This is a genomic window from Pseudomonas sp. BCA17, assembly GCF_004519405.1.
In the GTDB taxonomy this organism is placed as follows: domain Bacteria; phylum Pseudomonadota; class Gammaproteobacteria; order Pseudomonadales; family Pseudomonadaceae; genus Aquipseudomonas.
On sequence record NZ_SGWI01000001.1, the window covers coordinates 1284970 to 1301688 of the forward strand.

The window sequence follows — 16719 nt, forward strand, 5'->3', positions numbered from 1 at the left end:
ACGAGCAGACCGCTGATATGGATGACTTCAACACACTGATCGCCTACTCCCGCAAAAACGCCATGCGCCGTCTGGTGCGCTGCCTGTTCGCGGAAAACATCCTCGACCGATCGGCCCTGCGCTTTTCCGCCGAGGGCAACCAGGCCACTTACCCGCTCAAGGGCGGCCACGCCCACCTGGCCTTTTCCGATATCGCCAAAGGCCCGGCCGATACCGTGATCAACGACGGTGACGTAATGTTGGTGACCGATGAAGGCGTGCGCCAGCTCATCAGCAGTCATCAGGACATGCTCGATGTGCTGCGTGACAGTTTCGACTTCGCCCCAACTGACGAAGGCTTGGCCGGGCTCAAGGCCGACATGGAAAACAGCCTGACCAACGATGCCCACGCCCGTCAGCATCGCCAGCACTGGAACGCTCGACTGCTGCAGGCCAGCAAGGATGCCGGGCTCGACAGCTTCACCGACTACCTGCGCCAACACGCCAACACCAAGGACGCCGCGATTCTTCTCGACCAGTGGGGTTCACTGGAAGGCCACCCGTATTACCCGACCTGGAAAGCCCGCCCGGGCCTGACCGATGAGGAAGTCGAGCAACTCTCACCTGAGTTCAATGCACAGGTGCCGCTACGCATCGCCGCACTGCGCGCCGACAACGCGAAAACCGAAAGCATGCCGCACGTGATGGATTACCGCACCTGGTTCGCCGAGAACTTCCCGGCGCAGTGGGAGCAATGGAAAGCCTCACTGAACAACAAGGGGCTGAACGAAAACCAGTGGCTGCCCTTGCCGATCCACGGTTGGCATTTGCAGGCCTATGTGCTGGAAACCTTCGCGCAGGAGATCGCCGAGGGCATTCTGATCACTGACGGTCCGGACCTGCCAACCCTGCCGACCATGTCGTATCGCACGATGATGCCGGTTCTGGATGACTGCGCGCCGCTGATCAAACTGCCGATCGCGGTGTGGATGACCAGCGAACTGCGCAGTCTGCAAGCCAAGTCGATTCACATGGGGCCGCGCATCAGCACGGTGATCAGCAAGATTCTCGAAGCGGAAAATGGCTTCGATCAGCGCCTGGAAATATTCCCGGAAGAAATCGGTGTGCGTTACAAAAACGCGGTGACTCAGGACGATCATCCAGGGCGGCATTTGTCCGTGGTCTATCGCGCCAGTGCACCCGCGTTTCAACGCCAGGATGATTGCCTGCCGATTACTGTGGCGGCGTTGTTCACCCGTTTGCCCGGCAACGGTCGTCCGCTGTTTACCGACCTGATCGAACGCGACGGCGTGCTCGCCACTGCCGCGCAGGTCGAGAGCTGGTTCCGCGAATACGCCAAAGTCGTCACCCACCCGGTGGTGGCGATCTACTTGATGTACGGCATCGGCCTCGAAGCCCATCAGCAAAACACCATGGTGCTGTTCTCCCCTGACGGCAAGGCGCGTAGTTTGCTGATCCGCGATTTTGGCGATGGCCGCACGTACGCGCCCTTGCTGGAAGGACGCGGCTACAGCCTGCAACCGCATGTGCAACCGGGTATTCTGCCGACGGTGTTCTCGGGTGATATCGAGCCGGTGCGCATGTTTGTGCTCGACGCGGCGTTCCTCACGCACCTGCATGAGATCGCCCTGTGGCTGACCAAGGAGTACGGCTTGAACAACACGCGGCTCTGGCAGGTGTTGCGCGAGGAAACCGACCTCGCCTTCGAAGCCGTGCGCGACCGTGTCGCGGCAGACGTGTGGGAAGTCGAGCACAAGGCGTTCGTCGAAGATCCATGGCCGACGCGCTCGTTGTTGCGCATGCACTTGATGCAGTACAGCAACTATCGTTTGCAACACACACTGACCAACCCGCTCGCTAGCGTTTAACCGAGGCTGACTCATGTCCCATGCAGGTGCCATCCAGGGTTCGAGAGTAAGAATCCTGATTTATCTTCTATTTGCGATCCAGTTGGTATCGATGGGCGCGATGGAAATGAGCGGGCCGTTCTGGCCTGTCCACCTGCGTGGGCTGACGACGTCAGAGTCGCTTTTCAGCTTCGCCAGCATCGCCGTGTACGTCGGGCCGATGCTGGGCATTATTCTGACCAGTGCATTCTGGGGCCGCATCGGCGATCGCTACGGCCACAAGTTGATGATGATCCGTGCCCTCGCCGGCCTGTCATTGACCCAGCTTGGGCTGGCCCTGTTCAGTGACATCTGGGTGATTCTGGTCCTGCGTTTCCTGCAAGGCGCGTTTGCCGGCTATATCGCCCCGGCACAGGCCTATGGCGTCAGTATCGAAGCGCCGTCGCGACGAGCACGGCTGTTCGCCATTCTGCAAATTTCTACCAACGTCGGCTCGCTGCTGGGTGCGGTGGTCGGTGGCTTGATCCTCGATTACGCGACGTTCTTCTGGATCAATATCATCGCTTCGGCGTTGTGTGCTGTGTGTACCGTGATCGCCGCCGTGACCTTGCCGGACGTGCCGCCGGTGAAAAAAACCGTGGTCGTGGACAAGACCGCGCCGGCGCGTTCCGCCAGCCTCTGGCAAGGTTCGCCGTTGTTGTCGCTGCTGGGCGTGATGGGCATTCTGTTGCTGGCGCGGATGCTGCCGCAGACCTCGTTCTCGCTGTATGTCAGCTCGGTGTTCGAGGTCAGCAATTCGGTGGTCGGCCTCTGCTATGGCTTGCTGGCGCTGGGCTTCATTCTGTCGGCCACGGCCTGGTCGCGCTACTTCGAACACCGTGGCCAGCAGGACACTTTGCAGCGCATGACCTACGTGGTGATCGGCTGCATCGTCCTCACTGCGGTGGCCGGCGTAACCCGTAACCCGTTGGTGTTCGTGATCGCCTATTTCATCTGGGGCGTACTGCTCGGTGCAACAACGCCGGTGCTGATGGCGCTGATCTCGAAAACCGCTGACAGCTCGCAGCAAGGCCATGTGTTGGGGATCGCTCAGGGCACCGCGCAATTCGCCTCGATTGCGGGGATATCGGCTGGCGGCTTGCTCAGTCAGGTCTACGGCTTGCAGTACACCTATCTGTTTGTGTGTCTGGCCTACGTCGTCGCGCTGATCCCGATTGTCGCGCTGCGCTACTGGCCAGCAGTGATGCAAGCAAGCCCTGCCCCGCCCGGGGATTGATCAAGGAGTCTGGCTTTGAATATTGAACAACTGCGCGCCGACACCCCCGCCGTCGCGCACCTGATCCACTTCAACAACGCTGGCGCCGCGCTGATGCCTTCGTCGGTGATCTCCGCGATGACCCGTCATATTCAGCTTGAGGCTAGTCTGGGCGGCTATGAGGCGGCCGCGCAGCAGTCGGCCCAGGTGGAGAACGTCTATGGCGCCATCGGGCGTTTGATCAATGCCGAGCCTGACGAAATCGCGGTGATCGAAAACGCGACCCGCGCCTGGGACATGGCGTTCTACTCCTTGCCGTTGCAACCCGGTGATGTGGTGCTGACGTCGACCACCGAGTACGCGGGCAATTACATTCCCTATCTGCAAATGAAGCAGCGGCGTGGCATCGAGATTCGGCTCATCCCTAATGATGAGCACGGGCAGGTTTCGTTATCGGCACTTAGAGAGTTACTTCACGATGAACGGGTCGCGCTGGTCTCGCTGCCGGTGATCGCCACCAATGGCGGCCCGGTGCAGCCCATCGAGCAGATTGGCGCCCTCGCCCGTGCGGCCGGCGTGCTGTTTCTGCTCGACGCTTGCCAGGGTGTCGGGCAGATGCCGATCGACGTGCAGAAGATCGGCTGCCACATGCTCGCCGCCACCAGCCGCAAATACCTGCGCGGGCCTCGCGGGATGGGATTCTTGTATGTCGAAAAAGCCCTGTGTCAGAACCTCGAGCCGGCGTTTCTCGACTTGCATGCCGCCGCGCTGCAGAGCGCCGACACGTTCACCATCCGCGCCGACGCCCGGCGTTTCGAGAACTGGGAATGCAACGTCGCCGCCAAGCTGGGCCTCGGTGCGGCGGTGGAATACGCGCTGGCGCAAGGTATCGAACCGATGTGGTTGCGGATTCAACAATTGGCCGGTTACCTGCGCCAACGACTGGCAGAGCTTTCCGGCGTCACGCCACAGGATCTGGGGAGGCAGAAGTCCGGTATCGTCACGTTCACCCATCAAAACCACAGCGCCGCGCAGGTTCAACAGTGGCTGGCCGGCCAGGAAAAACCCGTCAACGTCAGCACCTCGACGTTCCGCTCGACCCTGCTCGACATGCAACACAGGGAATTGCTGGAAGTCAGCCGTGCCTCGGTGCATGCGTACAACACCGAGGCGGAAATCGACACGATGATTGCTGCGCTGAGTCGTCTGTCGTGAGTCTGAAGCGGACATCAATCGGTGCTTGCGTCCCAGCGGCTTTGTAAACTAGCATTGGGAATACTTCTCAATTGCATGAAAATTTGCAGCCATGAGCGAAACCCTTCCCGCGAATAACGACAAGCACCTGCGCGCGATCGAAGCCCTGTACAGCGGCCATCACGGCTGGCTGTACGCGACGCTGAGAAAAAAACTGGGTAACGCCATGGATGCGGCGGATCTGACGCAGGACACCTTCACCCGAATCCTCGCCTCGCAAGTCACCGTCATTGAGCAGCCGCGCGCGTATCTGAGCTGCGTGGCCAAGGGCATTCTGGTCAACTGGTATCAGCGCAAGGCGCTGGAGCGCGCTTACCTGGACGCCCTCGCCCATGTACCGGCGCCGGAAGTGCCTTCGCCGGAACTGCGTTTCATGGTGCTGGAAACCCTGCACGAAATCGACACGATGCTTGACGCCCTGCCGCCGCTGGTCAAACGCGCGTTCCTGCTGTCACAGATCAGCGGCCTTAAATACGACGACATCGCCGAGCAATTGGGTGTTTCACTGATCACCGTCAAACGCTACATGAAGCAAGCCTTCGTGCAGTGCCTGTTGCTGGTGGAGTGAATGCTCAGCCGCCGCCATGAGCCGCACCTCGATCACCAGGCCCTGGAAGAAGCCGCCGACTGGTTGATCCGCATGAGTGACGGCGAACTCAGCGACAGCGAGCGCGGCGAATGGGAATACTGGAAAACCAGCAGCCCCGAGCGCGGTCGCGCCTGGGCGCGCGCGCAGTTGCTGCAGACCAAGCTAGGTGGCTTGCCTCCTTCACTGGCAATGTCGGCACTTGATCGTCCAAGCAGCCCTGAACGGCGCGCAGCACTCGGCAAACTGGCGATGATTCTGGCCATCCTGCCGGCCGGCTGGGGCAGCTGGAAGCTGGCAGAAACCCAGCAATGGTCAGCCGACTATCGCACGGCCGTTGGCCAGCAACGCGAGCTGACCCTGGCCGACGGTTCGAAAATCACCTTGAACACCGACTCTGCCATCGACGTGCTGTTCGACACCAATCAACGCCTCATCCATCTGCGTGAAGGCGAAATACTGGTCCAGACCGCAGCGGATACTTCACCGCTGGCCCGCCCCTTTCTGGTCAGCACCCGTAAGGGCCGCATGCAGGCGCTGGGCACGCGCTTCACGGTTCGAGAGTTGCAACCACGCACGCACCTCGCCGTGCTGGAAGGCGCGGTGAAAGTCGAACTCGCGGACAATCGCCAGCGCACTCCGCTGATCGTCAACGCCGGTCAACGCACCGACTTCTCTTCCGACACCTTTGGCCAGGTCAGCACTGCCGACCGCTACGTCGGCGCCTGGAGCCAAGGCATGCTGATGGCTGACAAAATGCGCCTGGCCGATTTCGTCGACGAACTTACGCGCTATCGCCGCGGTTTCGTACGCCTCGATCCGGCAATCGCCGATCTGCGCATTTCCGGCGCCTACCCGATCAGCGACAGCCAGCGCACCTTGAACATGCTGGCGCAAACCTACCCGATCCTCGTCAGCGGCCACCTGAATGGCTACTGGGTCATGCTTTCCCCCGCCTGAGGGAAAAAATATTCGCCTCGGGCTGATACTTTTTCTGGTTTCGACTGGCTATTGGGGAGAAGCACCTTTCCGTCCTGTTTATAGGCTCATTCATCCATGCTTGCTGCACGCCTCCTGCGCCCGGATCGTCAGTTCAAACCAGTTGTTCGCAGTGCGTTGTTAAGCCTTGTCCTGATCGGTGTGGTTTGCCCGTTTGCCTTGGCCGCCGTGCCTGTGCAACTGGACACTGTTGCGGTGCGTGCCTACAACATTCCTGCCGGGCCGTTGGGCACGACCCTGTCGAGTTTTGCCGTGGACTCCGGTATCGCGCTGTCGTTCGAGCCAGCGCTGACCGAGGGTCTGAACAGTCCTGCGCTGATCGGCAAGTTCTCGACGCAGGAAGCGGTCAATCGCTTGCTGACCGGCAGTGGCCTGGACATGGTGTTGCGCAGCGACGGCAGCTACACGCTGGTGCAGCGCCGGGTGACGCTGGATGAAACTGCCGTGATCGGCACCGACAAACGCACCGATGCCCTGCCAGAGGTGTACGCCGGTGGCCAGGTCGCCAATGGCGGACGCCTTGGGATCCTGGGCAATACCGATGTGATGGACGCGCCATTCAGCGTCAGCACTTACACCTCGGCGCTGATCAAGGATCAACAGGCCGTCACCGTTGGCGATGTGCTGGAACGTGACTCTTCGGTACGCTCCACCGGCCAGGCCGGGGGAATTGTCGACTCGTTCTTTATCCGTGGCTTTCCCGTTGGCGAAGGCAACCTTGGCGAACTGGCCTTCGACGGCGTTTACGGCGTGGCACCCAACTATCGGGTGTTTACCGAATACGCCGAGCGCATCGAACTGGTCAAAGGCCCCGGCGCCCTGCTCTATGGCATGTCACCGAACAATGCGGTCGGCGGCGTGATCAACGTGGTACCCAAGCGCTCGCTCGATGAAGACTTGTCGCGTTTCACCGCCAGTTACGCCATGGATTCGCAACTCGGCGGGCACCTCGATGTCAGTCGGCGTTTCGGCGAAGAACGCCGCTTCGGCGTCCGCATCAATGGCAGTACGCAACTGGGCGACACGGTGATCGACGATCAATCGCGGTATGTCGATATCGGTGCAATTTCCCTCGACTATCAGGGCGAACGCCTGCGCACGACCTTCGACTGGCTTAGCCAGAAAGAAAGCTTCGACGCTGCCTCACGGCCATTTCTCATTGCTTCGGGCGTGGACATTCCTTCCGCCGCCAACGGCCGCCGCAACGTCAGCCAGGATTGGGGCTGGTCGCAAACCCGTGACAAGTCGGCGCTGCTCAGTGGCGAATACGACCTCAGCGACGCGTTGACCGTGTTCGCTCACGCCGGTGGCGGCAAATCGGATGTCGCGCGGATGTCCGACCAGACGCCGACCCTCATCAATTCGGCGGGCGATACCTCTTCGATCCCCGGCTATTACAAATTCGAAGTCGAGCGTTACACCGTCGATGCCGGTGCGCGGCTGCGCTTTGACACCGGGCCGATCAGTCACCGCACCACGGTGCAGGTCAGTCGCTATCGCGATGTGTTGTCGCGCGGGATTATTTCCGGCGCACCGATCCTGTCCAATATCTACCACCCGGTGGATCGGCCGAAGCCTTACATTCCCAAGCCGGACACACCGAAAGTGTCGGAAAGCGAGCTGACCGGTGTGGCGTTGGCGGACACCCTGTCGGCACTCGATGACCGTGTCCAGGTGACCCTCGGCGTACGCAAACAGAGCATCAAATCCGACAATTACAACGCCGCTGGCGTGGTCACTACGTCTTACGACGACGGCCGAACGACGCCGCTGTTCGGTGTCGTAGTCAAACCCTGGGATCACGTTTCGCTCTACTACAACTACCTCGAAGGGCTCAGCAAGGGCGACATCGCCCCCTCCACCGCGTCCAACGCCGGCGAGATCTTTGCCCCCTATATTTCCCGCCAGCACGAACTCGGGATCAAGGCCGACTACGGCACGTTTACGTCCACCATCAGCCTGTTTCAGATCACCAAGCCCAGCGGCGAACTGGCCTCCGGTGTGTTCTCGGTACAAGGCGAACAACGCAACCGTGGGCTAGAGCTGAACGTGTTTGGCGAAGTCACGCCGGGCACTCGCCTGCTCGGCGGTGTGACCTTGCTCAATGCCGAACTGACCCGGTCCGGGGTAGCCGCCAACCGCGGCAATAAACCGGTCGGCGTGCCCGAAATCCAGGCCAACCTCTGGGCCGAATGGGACACACCATGGCTCGAAGGCCTGACACTCACGGGGGGCGCAATCCATACCGGCAGCCAGTACGTAAATCAGGCCAATACGCAAAAGCTCGATGACTGGACCCGCTTTGATATTGGCGCACGCTACACCACACGCATCGATGATCGACCCACTACGTTTCGCGCCACGGTGCAGAACGTGTTCGACCACGCGTACTGGTCAGGCGTCGCCTCTTATGGCGCGTTCTCGCAAGGCTCACCGCGCACCTTATTACTGTCGGCGACTGTCGATTTCTGAAACGTTCAGCCGGAGCACGGTGTGAACCGTTGACCGAACTGACCATTGCAAAGGCTTTGACCATGGTGATTGTTGATCGACGCAGCCTCGCGTTTGCTGCGCTGTTACTGGCAGGACTGCTGAGCCTGATGACACTGGCGCCGCGCAATGCCCACGCCAGCGAAACTGATGCAACACGCACCGAAGTGACCGACCTGCTCGGGCGCAAGGTCAAGGTTCATCTGCCGGTCAGGCGGGTCATCCTCGGTGAAGGCCGGCAGTTGTATCTGGTTGCCGCGCTGGACACACACAACCCAATCGAACGTATCGTTGGCTGGCGCAAGGACCTGATCCAGTCGGATCCGGACACTTATAACGCGTACCTGCGCAAATTTCCCGGCATCGCCAAAATCCCCACTTTCGGCGGCTTTGAAGATGGCACCTTTGATATCGAGCAGGCAATCTCGCAACGCCCGGACGTGATCATCCTCAACATCGAAGCGCAACACGCTACGGAGGACGCGCGCTACATCGAGAAGCTCGACGCCCTCGGCATCCCGGTGGTGTACGTCGATTTTCGCAATAACCCGATGCAGAACACCGAGCCGACCATGCGCCTGTTCGGTCAGTTGTTCGGCAAGGAACAACGCGCCGAAGCCTTCATTGATTTTCGCAACCAGCAGATTCACCGCGTCACCGACGTCATCGAGAAACAGCATCCACTGCGCCCGAATGTGTTCATCGAGCGCATCGGTGGCTACACCGATGATTGCTGCCTGAGTTTCGGCAACGAAAACTTTGGCCTGTTCGTCGAGATGGCCGGCGGCAACAATATCGCCCGGCAGATCATTCCGACCACGTTCGGCCAGTTGAATCCCGAGCAGGTCATCGTCGCCAATCCGGCACACGTCGTCGTCACCACAGCCAACTGGGAAGCCTTTGCCCCGGGTGGTCACTGGGTCGGCGTCGGCCCGGGTGCAGACATGACCGAGGCGCGAAAAAAACTCGCATGGTATACCCAGCGCCCGGCCTACGCCGGCATCAAAGCTCAGGAAAACCAAGCCTTTCACGCCATCTGGCACCAGTTCTACAACAGCCCTTACCAATTCGTGGCCATCCAGCAACTGGCCAAATGGTTCCACCCGGAACTGTTTGCCGATCTCGATCCGGACGCTTCATTTCGCGAACTGCATGAGCGTTTTCTGCCTGTGCCGTATGAGTCGGGCTACTTTGTCAGCCTGCGCAATCCTGAGGTCAAACCATGAGTTCGTTGACCGACACCGTCGAGGTGCAGCGCGACACCTATCGGCGGCTGGTGCTGCGTAAACGCCTGATCCTTGCCGGGCTGGTAGTTCTGCTGCTGTGCAGCGTGCTGCTGGACCTTGCTTTGGGGCCGGCGAGTTACAGCTTCAGCGAAGTACTGGGAGCCCTGTTCTCACCGGACAGCGCTTCACCACAAGTGCGCGTGGTGATGTGGGATATTCGTCTGCCGGTGGCGCTGATGGCAGTGGCGGTCGGCGCGGCGTTGTCGCTGGCCGGCGCGCAGATGCAGACGATCCTCAACAACCCGCTGGCCAGTCCATTCACCCTGGGCATTTCCGCCGCCGCCAGCTTCGGCGCGGCGTTGGGTTTGGCATTCGGCGTCGCGCTGTTCCCGCTGGCGGCGCAATTCATGGTGCCGCTGAACGCGTTCATCATGGCCATGCTGTCGGCGCTACTGATCCACTTTCTGAGCATGCGTCGCGGCGTCACCGCCGAAACCATTGTGTTGCTCGGTATAGCGCTGGTGTTCACCTTCAATGCGCTGTTGGCGCTGGTGCAGTTCTTCGCCACCGAACAAGCCGTGGCGGCCGTGGTGTTCTGGACCATGGGTAGCCTGACCAAAGCGACGTGGCCGAAACTCGGCGTTATCTGTCTGGTGATCCTGATCACCCTGCCGATATTCGCCAAACGCGCCTGGGCCCTGACCGCCCTGCGCCTGGGCGACGACAAGGCCGCCAGTTTCGGCATCAACGTACGCAGCCTGCGCTTTCAGACGCTGATCATGGTCAGTCTGCTCGCCTCGTTTCCCGTGGCGTTTGTCGGCACAATCGGGTTCATCGGGCTAGTCGGGCCGCACATCGCCCGTATGATGATCGGTGAGGACCAGCGGTTTTTCCTGCCAGCCTCCTTGCTGACCGGCTCGTTGATTCTGTCGGTCAGTTCCGTAGTCAGCAAAACCCTGATCCCCGGCGCGATATTCCCCATCGGCGTGGTCACGTCGCTGATCGGCGTACCGTTCTTCATATCTCTGATTCTCGGCGGGAAGAAAAACTCATGGTGAAGCTGCAACTGGTGAGTCTCGGTGCCCGCTACGGCCAGCGCGAAATCATTCGTGATGTCTCGACGGCTACGTTTTTCGGCGGTCAGGTGGTCGCCGTCGTCGGGCCCAACGCGGCGGGCAAATCGACGCTGTTCAAACGCATGGCCGGACTGATCGACGGCCCCGGGCAGGTGATCTTGCAGGAGTCGAAGAAAGGACTGACGGGCATCAGTTACATGCCGCAGGGTCTGAATGCCAGTGCGCGGTTGACGGTGTATGAATCCGTATTGCTGGCGCGCAAGCAACTGACGCCGGGCTGGGTCGTTCACGATGACGAACTGAGACTGGTCGACGAGATTCTCGCTGCACTGGGCATCAGCGGCTTGTCCTTCCGCAACCTCGGTGAACTCAGCGGCGGGCAGCAACAGTTGGTATCCATTGCACAAACCCTCGTGCGCGAGCCCGAAATCCTGCTGATGGACGAACCGACCAGCGCCCTCGACATGCATCGCCAGGTGCAGGTACTGAACTTCATGCGTACAGTGGCCCGCCAACGCGAAGTCATCGTATTCATCGCGATCCATGACCTGAACCAGGCACTGCGTTTTGCCGACCAGGTGCTGGTCATCGCCGAGGGCACCACGCAAGGCAGTGGCCCAAGCAACGAGGTCATTACTGAACAGATGTTGCGCAATGTCTACAAGGTCGAAGCACGAATCGAGCAATGCAGTCGCGGGCTGTACCACATACTCATAGACGATATCGTTTAACGTCCGCCTTGGAACGTCTCAAGGGCAGCAGGCACCGAAGGTCGGCTCGCTGGTGGAGAGCAGCTTTTTGATGAGTCTTTCAAGATTTCAATGGTTGAAATTTCAGTGAGCGGGTGAACCTTCCACTAATGCTATCCCGCAGGTTTCCAACCCCGTGCTGGTTGAAAACCTCCAGCGTTGAGGACTCCACCCAGAGCCGGTGAATTTGTGGGAGTAAAAACGACCAAACATAAAAAAGGGTCGCGAGATAAAATCTCGCAACCCTTTGAATTGTATGGTCGGGACGGAGTGATTCGAACACTCGACCCCTAGCACCCCATGCTAGTGCGCTACCGGACTGCGCTACGCCCCGACTAGGCGTGTTACTGGGTTCGCTTCGCAACGAAGCGATCAGGAATATACCGCAAGCTTTTGAAATGTGGAAGTATTTTAAAAGCCTGAATTATTTCTTCAAAACCACGAGTACATCTTCGAGTTCGGAGATCATCTGGCGGATCAGTTGTTTGTATTGGGTGGTGTCGTCTTTGGCTTCATCACCGGACATGCGCTGGCGCGCACCGCTGATGGTGAACCCCTGGTCGTACAGCAACGCGCGGATCTGTCGGATCATCAGCACATCCTGGCGCTGATAATACCGACGGTTCCCGGTGCGTTTGACGGGGTTGAGTTGAGGAAACTCCTGCTCCCAATAGCGCAACACGTGCGGTTTTACCGCACACAGCTCGCTGACTTCACCAATGGTGAAGTAGCGTTTGCCTGGGATGACGGGTAGCTCGTCGTTATGACTTGGTTCCAGCATAAGCCTCAACTCGGGCCTTCAACTTCTGCCCTGGACGAAAGGTGACCACACGGCGAGCCGTGATCGGGATTTCTTCTCCCGTTTTTGGATTGCGGCCAGGCCGCTGGCGTTTGTCCCGCAGGTCAAAGTTGCCGAAACCGGACAGTTTGACCTGCTCATTGTCTTCCAGAGCGTGCCTGATTTCTTCAAAAAACAGCTCGACCAATTCCTTGGCCTCGCGCTTGTTCAGACCCAACTCTTCGTACAGACGTTCCGCCATCTCAGCTTTCGTCAAAGCCCCCATACGTCACTTCCTTAACGTGGCGTTCAACCTTTGTTCGAGCGAGGTGAGGATATTTTGTGTCGTGGTATTCACCTCATCGTCATTAAGAGTGCGCGATGGATGCTGCCAGGTCAAGCCAACTGCAAGGCTTTTTCTATGCGGATCAATGCCTTTACCCTGATAGACGTCAAATAGCCTGAGGTCTGTCAGCCATTCCCCTGCATTTTCACGGATTACGTCCAGAACCGCAGTAGCGGCGACTTCGCGGTCAGCGATCAAGGCGAGGTCACGGCGCACTTCAGGGAAGCGCGACAACTCGCTGAATTTAGGCATTTTGCCCGAAGCCACTTCAGCCAGGACCAGTTCAAACACGAAGACTGGACGATCCAGTCCCAGGGTTTTCGACAGCTCAGGATGAATAGCGCCGACGAAGCCCACCAGGCGCCCTTCTCGCTCGATCCGTGCAGTCTGGCCCGGGTGCAACGCCGGGTGGCTGCCTGGTACAAACGTAAAGTCGCCCAGCGCACCGGCAAAGCCCAATACTGCTTCCACGTCAGCTTTGACGTCGAAGAAGTCCACGGCATCGCGACCTTGCGCCCAGCCTTCCGGCAAGCGGCTACCGCAGACGACACCGGCCAGCATCGGCTCTTGCTTCAGACCGTCCAGTTGCCCCACAAAACGCAAGCCGCTTTCGAACATGCGCACGCGATCTTGCTGACGGTTCAGGTTATGGGAAAGTGCTTTCACCAGGCCAGGCCACAGCGACGAACGCATGGCCGCCATGTCGTTGGAAATCGGGTTAGCCAGCATCAGCGGTTCAACACCTGGGTTGAACAGTTCGAACTGCTTCGGATCAATGAAGCTGTAGGTGACCGCTTCCTGATAGCCGCGGGCGACCAGCAGACGACGCAGCTCAGGCAAGTGAGCACGTGCCTCAGCCTTGGGTTGCGGCGCCAGGCGCGCTTGCGGGTAACGAACCGGCAAGCGGTTGTAACCATACAGGCGGGCCAATTCTTCGATCAGGTCAACTTCCAGGCTGATATCGAAGCGATGGCTCGGCACCTCGACGTGCCACTGGCCTTCCCCACTCAAGGAAATACCCAGGCCGAGGGCCGACAACAGTTGCTCGATTTCAGCTGGCTCGATCTTCAGGCCAAGCATCTGCTCAACGCTTTTGGCGCGCAGGGTGATGGGTGCAACGGACGGCAGGTGCTGCTCACTGACGGTTTCAGTGATCGGACCGGCGTCGCCACCAGTGATTTCCAGCAGCAGGCCGGTAGCACGCTCCATGGCTTCACGGGCCAGTTTCCAGTCCACGCCACGCTCATAGCGGTGCGAGGCATCGGTGTGCAGGCCGTAGGAACGCGCCTTGCCAGCGATGGCAATCTGATCGAAAAATGCACTTTCCAGGAAAATATCGCGCGTGGTAGCGGACACGCCGCTGTGCTCGCCACCCATCACGCCGGCAATTGCGAGGGCGCGGGAATGGTCAGCGATTACCAGGGTATCGGCACGCAGGCTAACTTCCTGGCCGTCGAGCAGAACCAGCTTTTCACCTTCCTCAGCCATGCGTACGCGGATGCCACCGTTGATTTCGGCGAGATCGAAGGCGTGCAGCGGCTGACCCAACTCCAACATCACATAGTTGGTGATGTCGACAGCAGCATCAATGCTGCGTACGTCGGCGCGACGCAGACGCTCAACCATCCACAATGGGGTTGGCTTGGACAGGTCGACGTTACGGATCACACGGCCCAAATAACGTGGGCAGGCGTTTGGCGCCAGCACTTCAATGGAGCGCACTTCGTCGTGCACTGCAGCTACTGGGGCCACAACCGGACGCGTGACGGGTGCGTTGTACAACGCGCCGACTTCACGAGCCAGGCCGGCCAGGGACAGGCAGTCGCCGCGGTTCGGGGTCAGGTCGACCTCGATGCTGGCATCTTCCAGATTCAAGTAAACGCGGATGTCCTGACCTACCGGCGCATCAGCCGGCAGCTCCATCAGGCCATCATTGCCCTCGCCCACCTGCAGTTCAGCCTGGGAGCAGAGCATGCCATTGGACTCGACACCGCGTAGCTTGGCTTTCTTGATCTTGAAGTCGCCTGGCAGTGCTGCGCCGATCATGGCGAACGGAATCTTCAGGCCCGGGCGCACATTCGGCGCTCCGCACACGACCTGGAAGGTTTCGATGCCATTGCTGACCTGGCACACACGCAATTTATCGGCGTCGGGATGTTGCTCGGTGCTCAACACCTCACCCACCACCACGCCGCTGAAAACACCGGCGGCCGGCGTCACGCTATCGACCTCAAGGCCGGCCATCGACAGACGGGCAACCAGCTCGTCGCGATCTACCTGCGGGCTTACCCAGCCACGCAGCCATTGTTCACTGAATTTCATCCTGCTCTCCTAAAGATTCGTTACGACTAGCGAAATTGCGCGAGGAACCGCAAGTCGTTGTCGAAGAACAGACGCAAGTCGTTCACGCCGTAACGCAGCATGGCCAGGCGTTCAACGCCCATGCCGAAGGCAAAGCCCGAGAACTCTTCCGGGTCGATCCCGGACATGCGCAGTACATTAGGGTGGACCATGCCGCAGCCCATCACTTCCAGCCAGCCGGTCTGCTTGCAGACGCGGCAGCCTTTACCGCTGCACATCACGCATTCCATATCGACTTCAGCGGATGGTTCAGTGAACGGGAAGAACGAAGGACGGAAACGCACCGCCAGCTCTTTCTCGAAGAACACCCGCAGGAACTCTTCGATGGTGCCTTTGAGGTCGGCGAAATTGATATCGCGATCAACCAGCAGGCCTTCGACCTGGTGGAACATCGGCGAGTGGGTGATATCCGAGTCGCTACGGTACACACGGCCTGGGCAGACAATGCGGATCGGCGGCTTGTTCGCTTCCATGGTGCGGACCTGTACCGGCGAGGTATGGGTGCGCAACAGCATGTTTGCGTTGAAATAGAAGGTGTCATGCATCGACCGGGCCGGGTGATGGCCTGGGATGTTGAGCGCCTCGAAGTTGTGATAGTCGTCTTCGACCTCAGGGCCTTCGGCAATGCCGTAGCCGATGTGGGTGAAGAACTGCTCGATACGTTCCAGAGTCCGGGTGATCGGATGCAGACCGCCCGAGGCCTGGCCACGGCCAGGCAAGGTTACGTCAATGGACTCGGCCGCGAGCTTGGCTGCAAGGTCAGCCTCCTCGAGCGACGCCTTGCGCGCATTGAGAACCTCTGTGACACGCTCCTTGGCGACGTTGATCAGCGCACCGACTTGTGGGCGCTCTTCAGCCGGCAAATTTCCCAGGGTCTTCATCACCTGAGTCAATTCACCCTTTTTGCCAAGGTAGTGAACCCGGATTTGCTCCAGGGCATTGATATCTTCAGCGCTTTGCACAGCCTCAAGAGCTTGAGCGACGAGCGCGTCCAGGTTTTCCATGTACAGACTCCAGATACAAAATAGGGGAAGAGCTTGAAGGCTCTTCCCCTATTTATGACGTTTACCACCTTGGGCTACAGGAGCAGCCCAGGGTGACTGTCGGGGGTACTTAAGCCAAGGTGGCTTTAGCTTTCTCGACAATCGCAGCAAACACCGCTTTTTCGTTCACGGCCAGTTCAGCCAGAACCTTACGGTCGATTTCGATGGACGCTTTTTTCAGGCCAGCGATGAAACGGCTGTAGGACAGACCGTTAACACGAGCACCAGCATTGATACGAGCGATCCACAGAGCGCGGAACTGACGCTTTTTCTGACGACGGTCACGGTAGGCGTATTGGCCAGCCTTGATTACCGCTTGCTTGGCAACACGGAATACGCGTGAACGCGCGCCGTAGTAGCCTTTAGCAAGTTTCAGAATTTTTTTGTGACGTTTACGGGCAATGACGCCACGCTTTACACGAGCCATGAGTTACTTCCTCTATTCTTGATCCAAAAATTAACGAAGGCGCAGCATGCGCTCGACTTTTGCCACGTCAGACGGATGCAGCAAGCTGCTACCGCGCAGTTGACGCTTACGCTTGGTCGACATTTTGGTCAGGATGTGGCTCTTGAAAGCGTGCTTGTGCTTGATACCGTTAGCAGTTTTCAGAAACCGCTTAGCAGCACCACTTTTAGTCTTCATCTTTGGCATGTTCGGATACTCCGCATTCAGTTGATAAACATAATCAGAAGGCCTGCCGTGCCCTGT

General features: G+C 59.2%; 15 protein-coding genes and 1 tRNA gene. 9 read left to right on the top strand and 7 right to left on the bottom strand.

Annotated features, from left to right (window positions below; translation table 11 throughout):
* Positions 1 to 17 precede the first annotated feature (17 nt).
* From EXW71_RS05850 to EXW71_RS05890, 9 genes are all read left to right on the top strand, one after another.
* Positions 18 to 1868 (top strand): IucA/IucC family siderophore biosynthesis protein, encoded by a 1851-nt coding sequence (locus EXW71_RS05850; RefSeq protein ID WP_134656733.1) that lies wholly within the window; start codon positions 18 to 20, stop codon positions 1866 to 1868.
* A 13-nt stretch (positions 1869 to 1881) separates the two neighbouring features.
* Positions 1882 to 3123 (top strand): MFS transporter, encoded by a 1242-nt coding sequence (locus tag EXW71_RS05855; RefSeq protein WP_134656734.1) that lies wholly within the window; start codon positions 1882 to 1884, stop codon positions 3121 to 3123.
* A 15-nt stretch (positions 3124 to 3138) separates the two neighbouring features.
* Complete coding sequence (locus EXW71_RS05860; RefSeq protein ID WP_134656735.1) at positions 3139 to 4317, top strand: aminotransferase class V-fold PLP-dependent enzyme; 1179 nt, start codon at positions 3139 to 3141, stop codon at positions 4315 to 4317.
* Between the two features lie 91 nt (positions 4318 to 4408).
* Complete coding sequence (locus EXW71_RS05865) at positions 4409 to 4924, top strand: sigma-70 family RNA polymerase sigma factor (RefSeq protein WP_134656736.1); 516 nt, start codon at positions 4409 to 4411, stop codon at positions 4922 to 4924.
* Positions 4925 to 5902: a FecR domain-containing protein gene (locus EXW71_RS05870; RefSeq protein WP_134656737.1), complete on the top strand. Its 978-nt coding sequence runs from the start codon at positions 4925 to 4927 to the stop codon at positions 5900 to 5902.
* A 96-nt stretch (positions 5903 to 5998) separates the two neighbouring features.
* Positions 5999 to 8413, top strand: a complete 2415-nt coding sequence (locus EXW71_RS05875; protein ID WP_134656738.1) for a TonB-dependent receptor — start codon at positions 5999 to 6001, stop codon at positions 8411 to 8413.
* Positions 8414 to 8475: 62 nt separating this feature from the next.
* The gene (locus EXW71_RS05880) at positions 8476 to 9657 is read left to right on the top strand and encodes an ABC transporter substrate-binding protein (protein ID WP_134657861.1); all 1182 of its coding nucleotides are present in this window, start codon (positions 8476 to 8478) and stop codon (positions 9655 to 9657) included.
* Positions 9654 to 10715 carry an iron ABC transporter permease gene (locus tag EXW71_RS05885; protein ID WP_134656739.1) on the top strand — a complete coding sequence of 354 codons (1062 nt, stop codon included), beginning with the start codon at positions 9654 to 9656 and terminating at the stop codon, positions 10713 to 10715. Before EXW71_RS05880 ends, EXW71_RS05885 begins: the two co-directional genes overlap by 4 nt.
* The gene (locus EXW71_RS05890; RefSeq protein ID WP_134656740.1) at positions 10709 to 11464 is read left to right on the top strand and encodes an ABC transporter ATP-binding protein; all 756 of its coding nucleotides are present in this window, start codon (positions 10709 to 10711) and stop codon (positions 11462 to 11464) included. Before EXW71_RS05885 ends, EXW71_RS05890 begins: the two co-directional genes overlap by 7 nt.
* Before the next feature lie 275 nt (positions 11465 to 11739).
* Here EXW71_RS05890 and EXW71_RS05895 read toward each other — a convergent pair.
* The 7 genes from EXW71_RS05895 to rpmI form a co-directional block, all read right to left on the bottom strand.
* Positions 11740 to 11816: transfer RNA gene (locus EXW71_RS05895), tRNA-Pro, on the bottom strand.
* A gap of 90 nt (positions 11817 to 11906) precedes the next feature.
* Positions 11907 to 12263 (bottom strand): MerR family transcriptional regulator, encoded by a 357-nt coding sequence (locus EXW71_RS05900; RefSeq protein ID WP_003174972.1) that lies wholly within the window; start codon positions 12261 to 12263, stop codon positions 11907 to 11909.
* Positions 12244 to 12546, bottom strand: a complete 303-nt coding sequence (ihfA, locus tag EXW71_RS05905; RefSeq protein WP_002553164.1) for an integration host factor subunit alpha — start codon at positions 12544 to 12546, stop codon at positions 12244 to 12246. The genes EXW71_RS05900 and ihfA overlap by 20 nt, the downstream gene beginning before the upstream one ends.
* A 3-nt stretch (positions 12547 to 12549) precedes the next feature.
* A complete protein-coding gene (pheT, locus tag EXW71_RS05910) occupies positions 12550 to 14928 on the bottom strand; it encodes a phenylalanine--tRNA ligase subunit beta (RefSeq protein WP_134656741.1) in 2379 nt (792 codons plus the stop codon).
* 26 nt (positions 14929 to 14954) lie between these two features.
* Positions 14955 to 15971 carry a phenylalanine--tRNA ligase subunit alpha gene (gene pheS / locus EXW71_RS05915; protein WP_034099107.1) on the bottom strand — a complete coding sequence of 339 codons (1017 nt, stop codon included), beginning with the start codon at positions 15969 to 15971 and terminating at the stop codon, positions 14955 to 14957.
* A 109-nt stretch (positions 15972 to 16080) separates the two neighbouring features.
* Complete coding sequence (gene rplT / locus EXW71_RS05920; protein ID WP_003174975.1) at positions 16081 to 16437, bottom strand: 50S ribosomal protein L20; 357 nt, start codon at positions 16435 to 16437, stop codon at positions 16081 to 16083.
* 30 nt (positions 16438 to 16467) lie between these two features.
* Complete coding sequence (rpmI, locus tag EXW71_RS05925) at positions 16468 to 16662, bottom strand: 50S ribosomal protein L35 (protein ID WP_002553160.1); 195 nt, start codon at positions 16660 to 16662, stop codon at positions 16468 to 16470.
* Positions 16663 to 16719 lie beyond the last annotated feature (57 nt).

Bases quoted from the DNA above. Each gene is read 5' to 3' on its own strand.
- EXW71_RS05850 (WP_134656733.1), top strand. From the start codon at position 18: ATGGATGACTTCAACACACTGATCGCCTACTCCCGCAAAAACGCCATG.
- EXW71_RS05855 (WP_134656734.1), top strand. From the start codon at position 1,882: ATGTCCCATGCAGGTGCCATCCAGGGTTCGAGAGTAAGAATCCTGATT.
- EXW71_RS05865 (WP_134656736.1), top strand. From the start codon at position 4,409: ATGAGCGAAACCCTTCCCGCGAATAACGACAAGCACCTGCGCGCGATC.
- EXW71_RS05870 (WP_134656737.1), top strand. From the start codon at position 4,925: ATGCTCAGCCGCCGCCATGAGCCGCACCTCGATCACCAGGCCCTGGAA.
- EXW71_RS05875 (WP_134656738.1), top strand. From the start codon at position 5,999: ATGCTTGCTGCACGCCTCCTGCGCCCGGATCGTCAGTTCAAACCAGTT.
- EXW71_RS05880 (WP_134657861.1), top strand. From the start codon at position 8,476: ATGGTGATTGTTGATCGACGCAGCCTCGCGTTTGCTGCGCTGTTACTG.
- EXW71_RS05885 (WP_134656739.1), top strand. From the start codon at position 9,654: ATGAGTTCGTTGACCGACACCGTCGAGGTGCAGCGCGACACCTATCGG.
- EXW71_RS05890 (WP_134656740.1), top strand. From the start codon at position 10,709: ATGGTGAAGCTGCAACTGGTGAGTCTCGGTGCCCGCTACGGCCAGCGC.
- EXW71_RS05900 (WP_003174972.1), bottom strand. From the start codon at position 12,263: ATGCTGGAACCAAGTCATAACGACGAGCTACCCGTCATCCCAGGCAAA.
- ihfA (WP_002553164.1), bottom strand. From the start codon at position 12,546: ATGGGGGCTTTGACGAAAGCTGAGATGGCGGAACGTCTGTACGAAGAG.
- pheT (WP_134656741.1), bottom strand. From the start codon at position 14,928: ATGAAATTCAGTGAACAATGGCTGCGTGGCTGGGTAAGCCCGCAGGTA.
- pheS (WP_034099107.1), bottom strand. From the start codon at position 15,971: ATGGAAAACCTGGACGCGCTCGTCGCTCAAGCTCTTGAGGCTGTGCAA.
- rplT (WP_003174975.1), bottom strand. From the start codon at position 16,437: ATGGCTCGTGTAAAGCGTGGCGTCATTGCCCGTAAACGTCACAAAAAA.
- rpmI (WP_002553160.1), bottom strand. From the start codon at position 16,662: ATGCCAAAGATGAAGACTAAAAGTGGTGCTGCTAAGCGGTTTCTGAAA.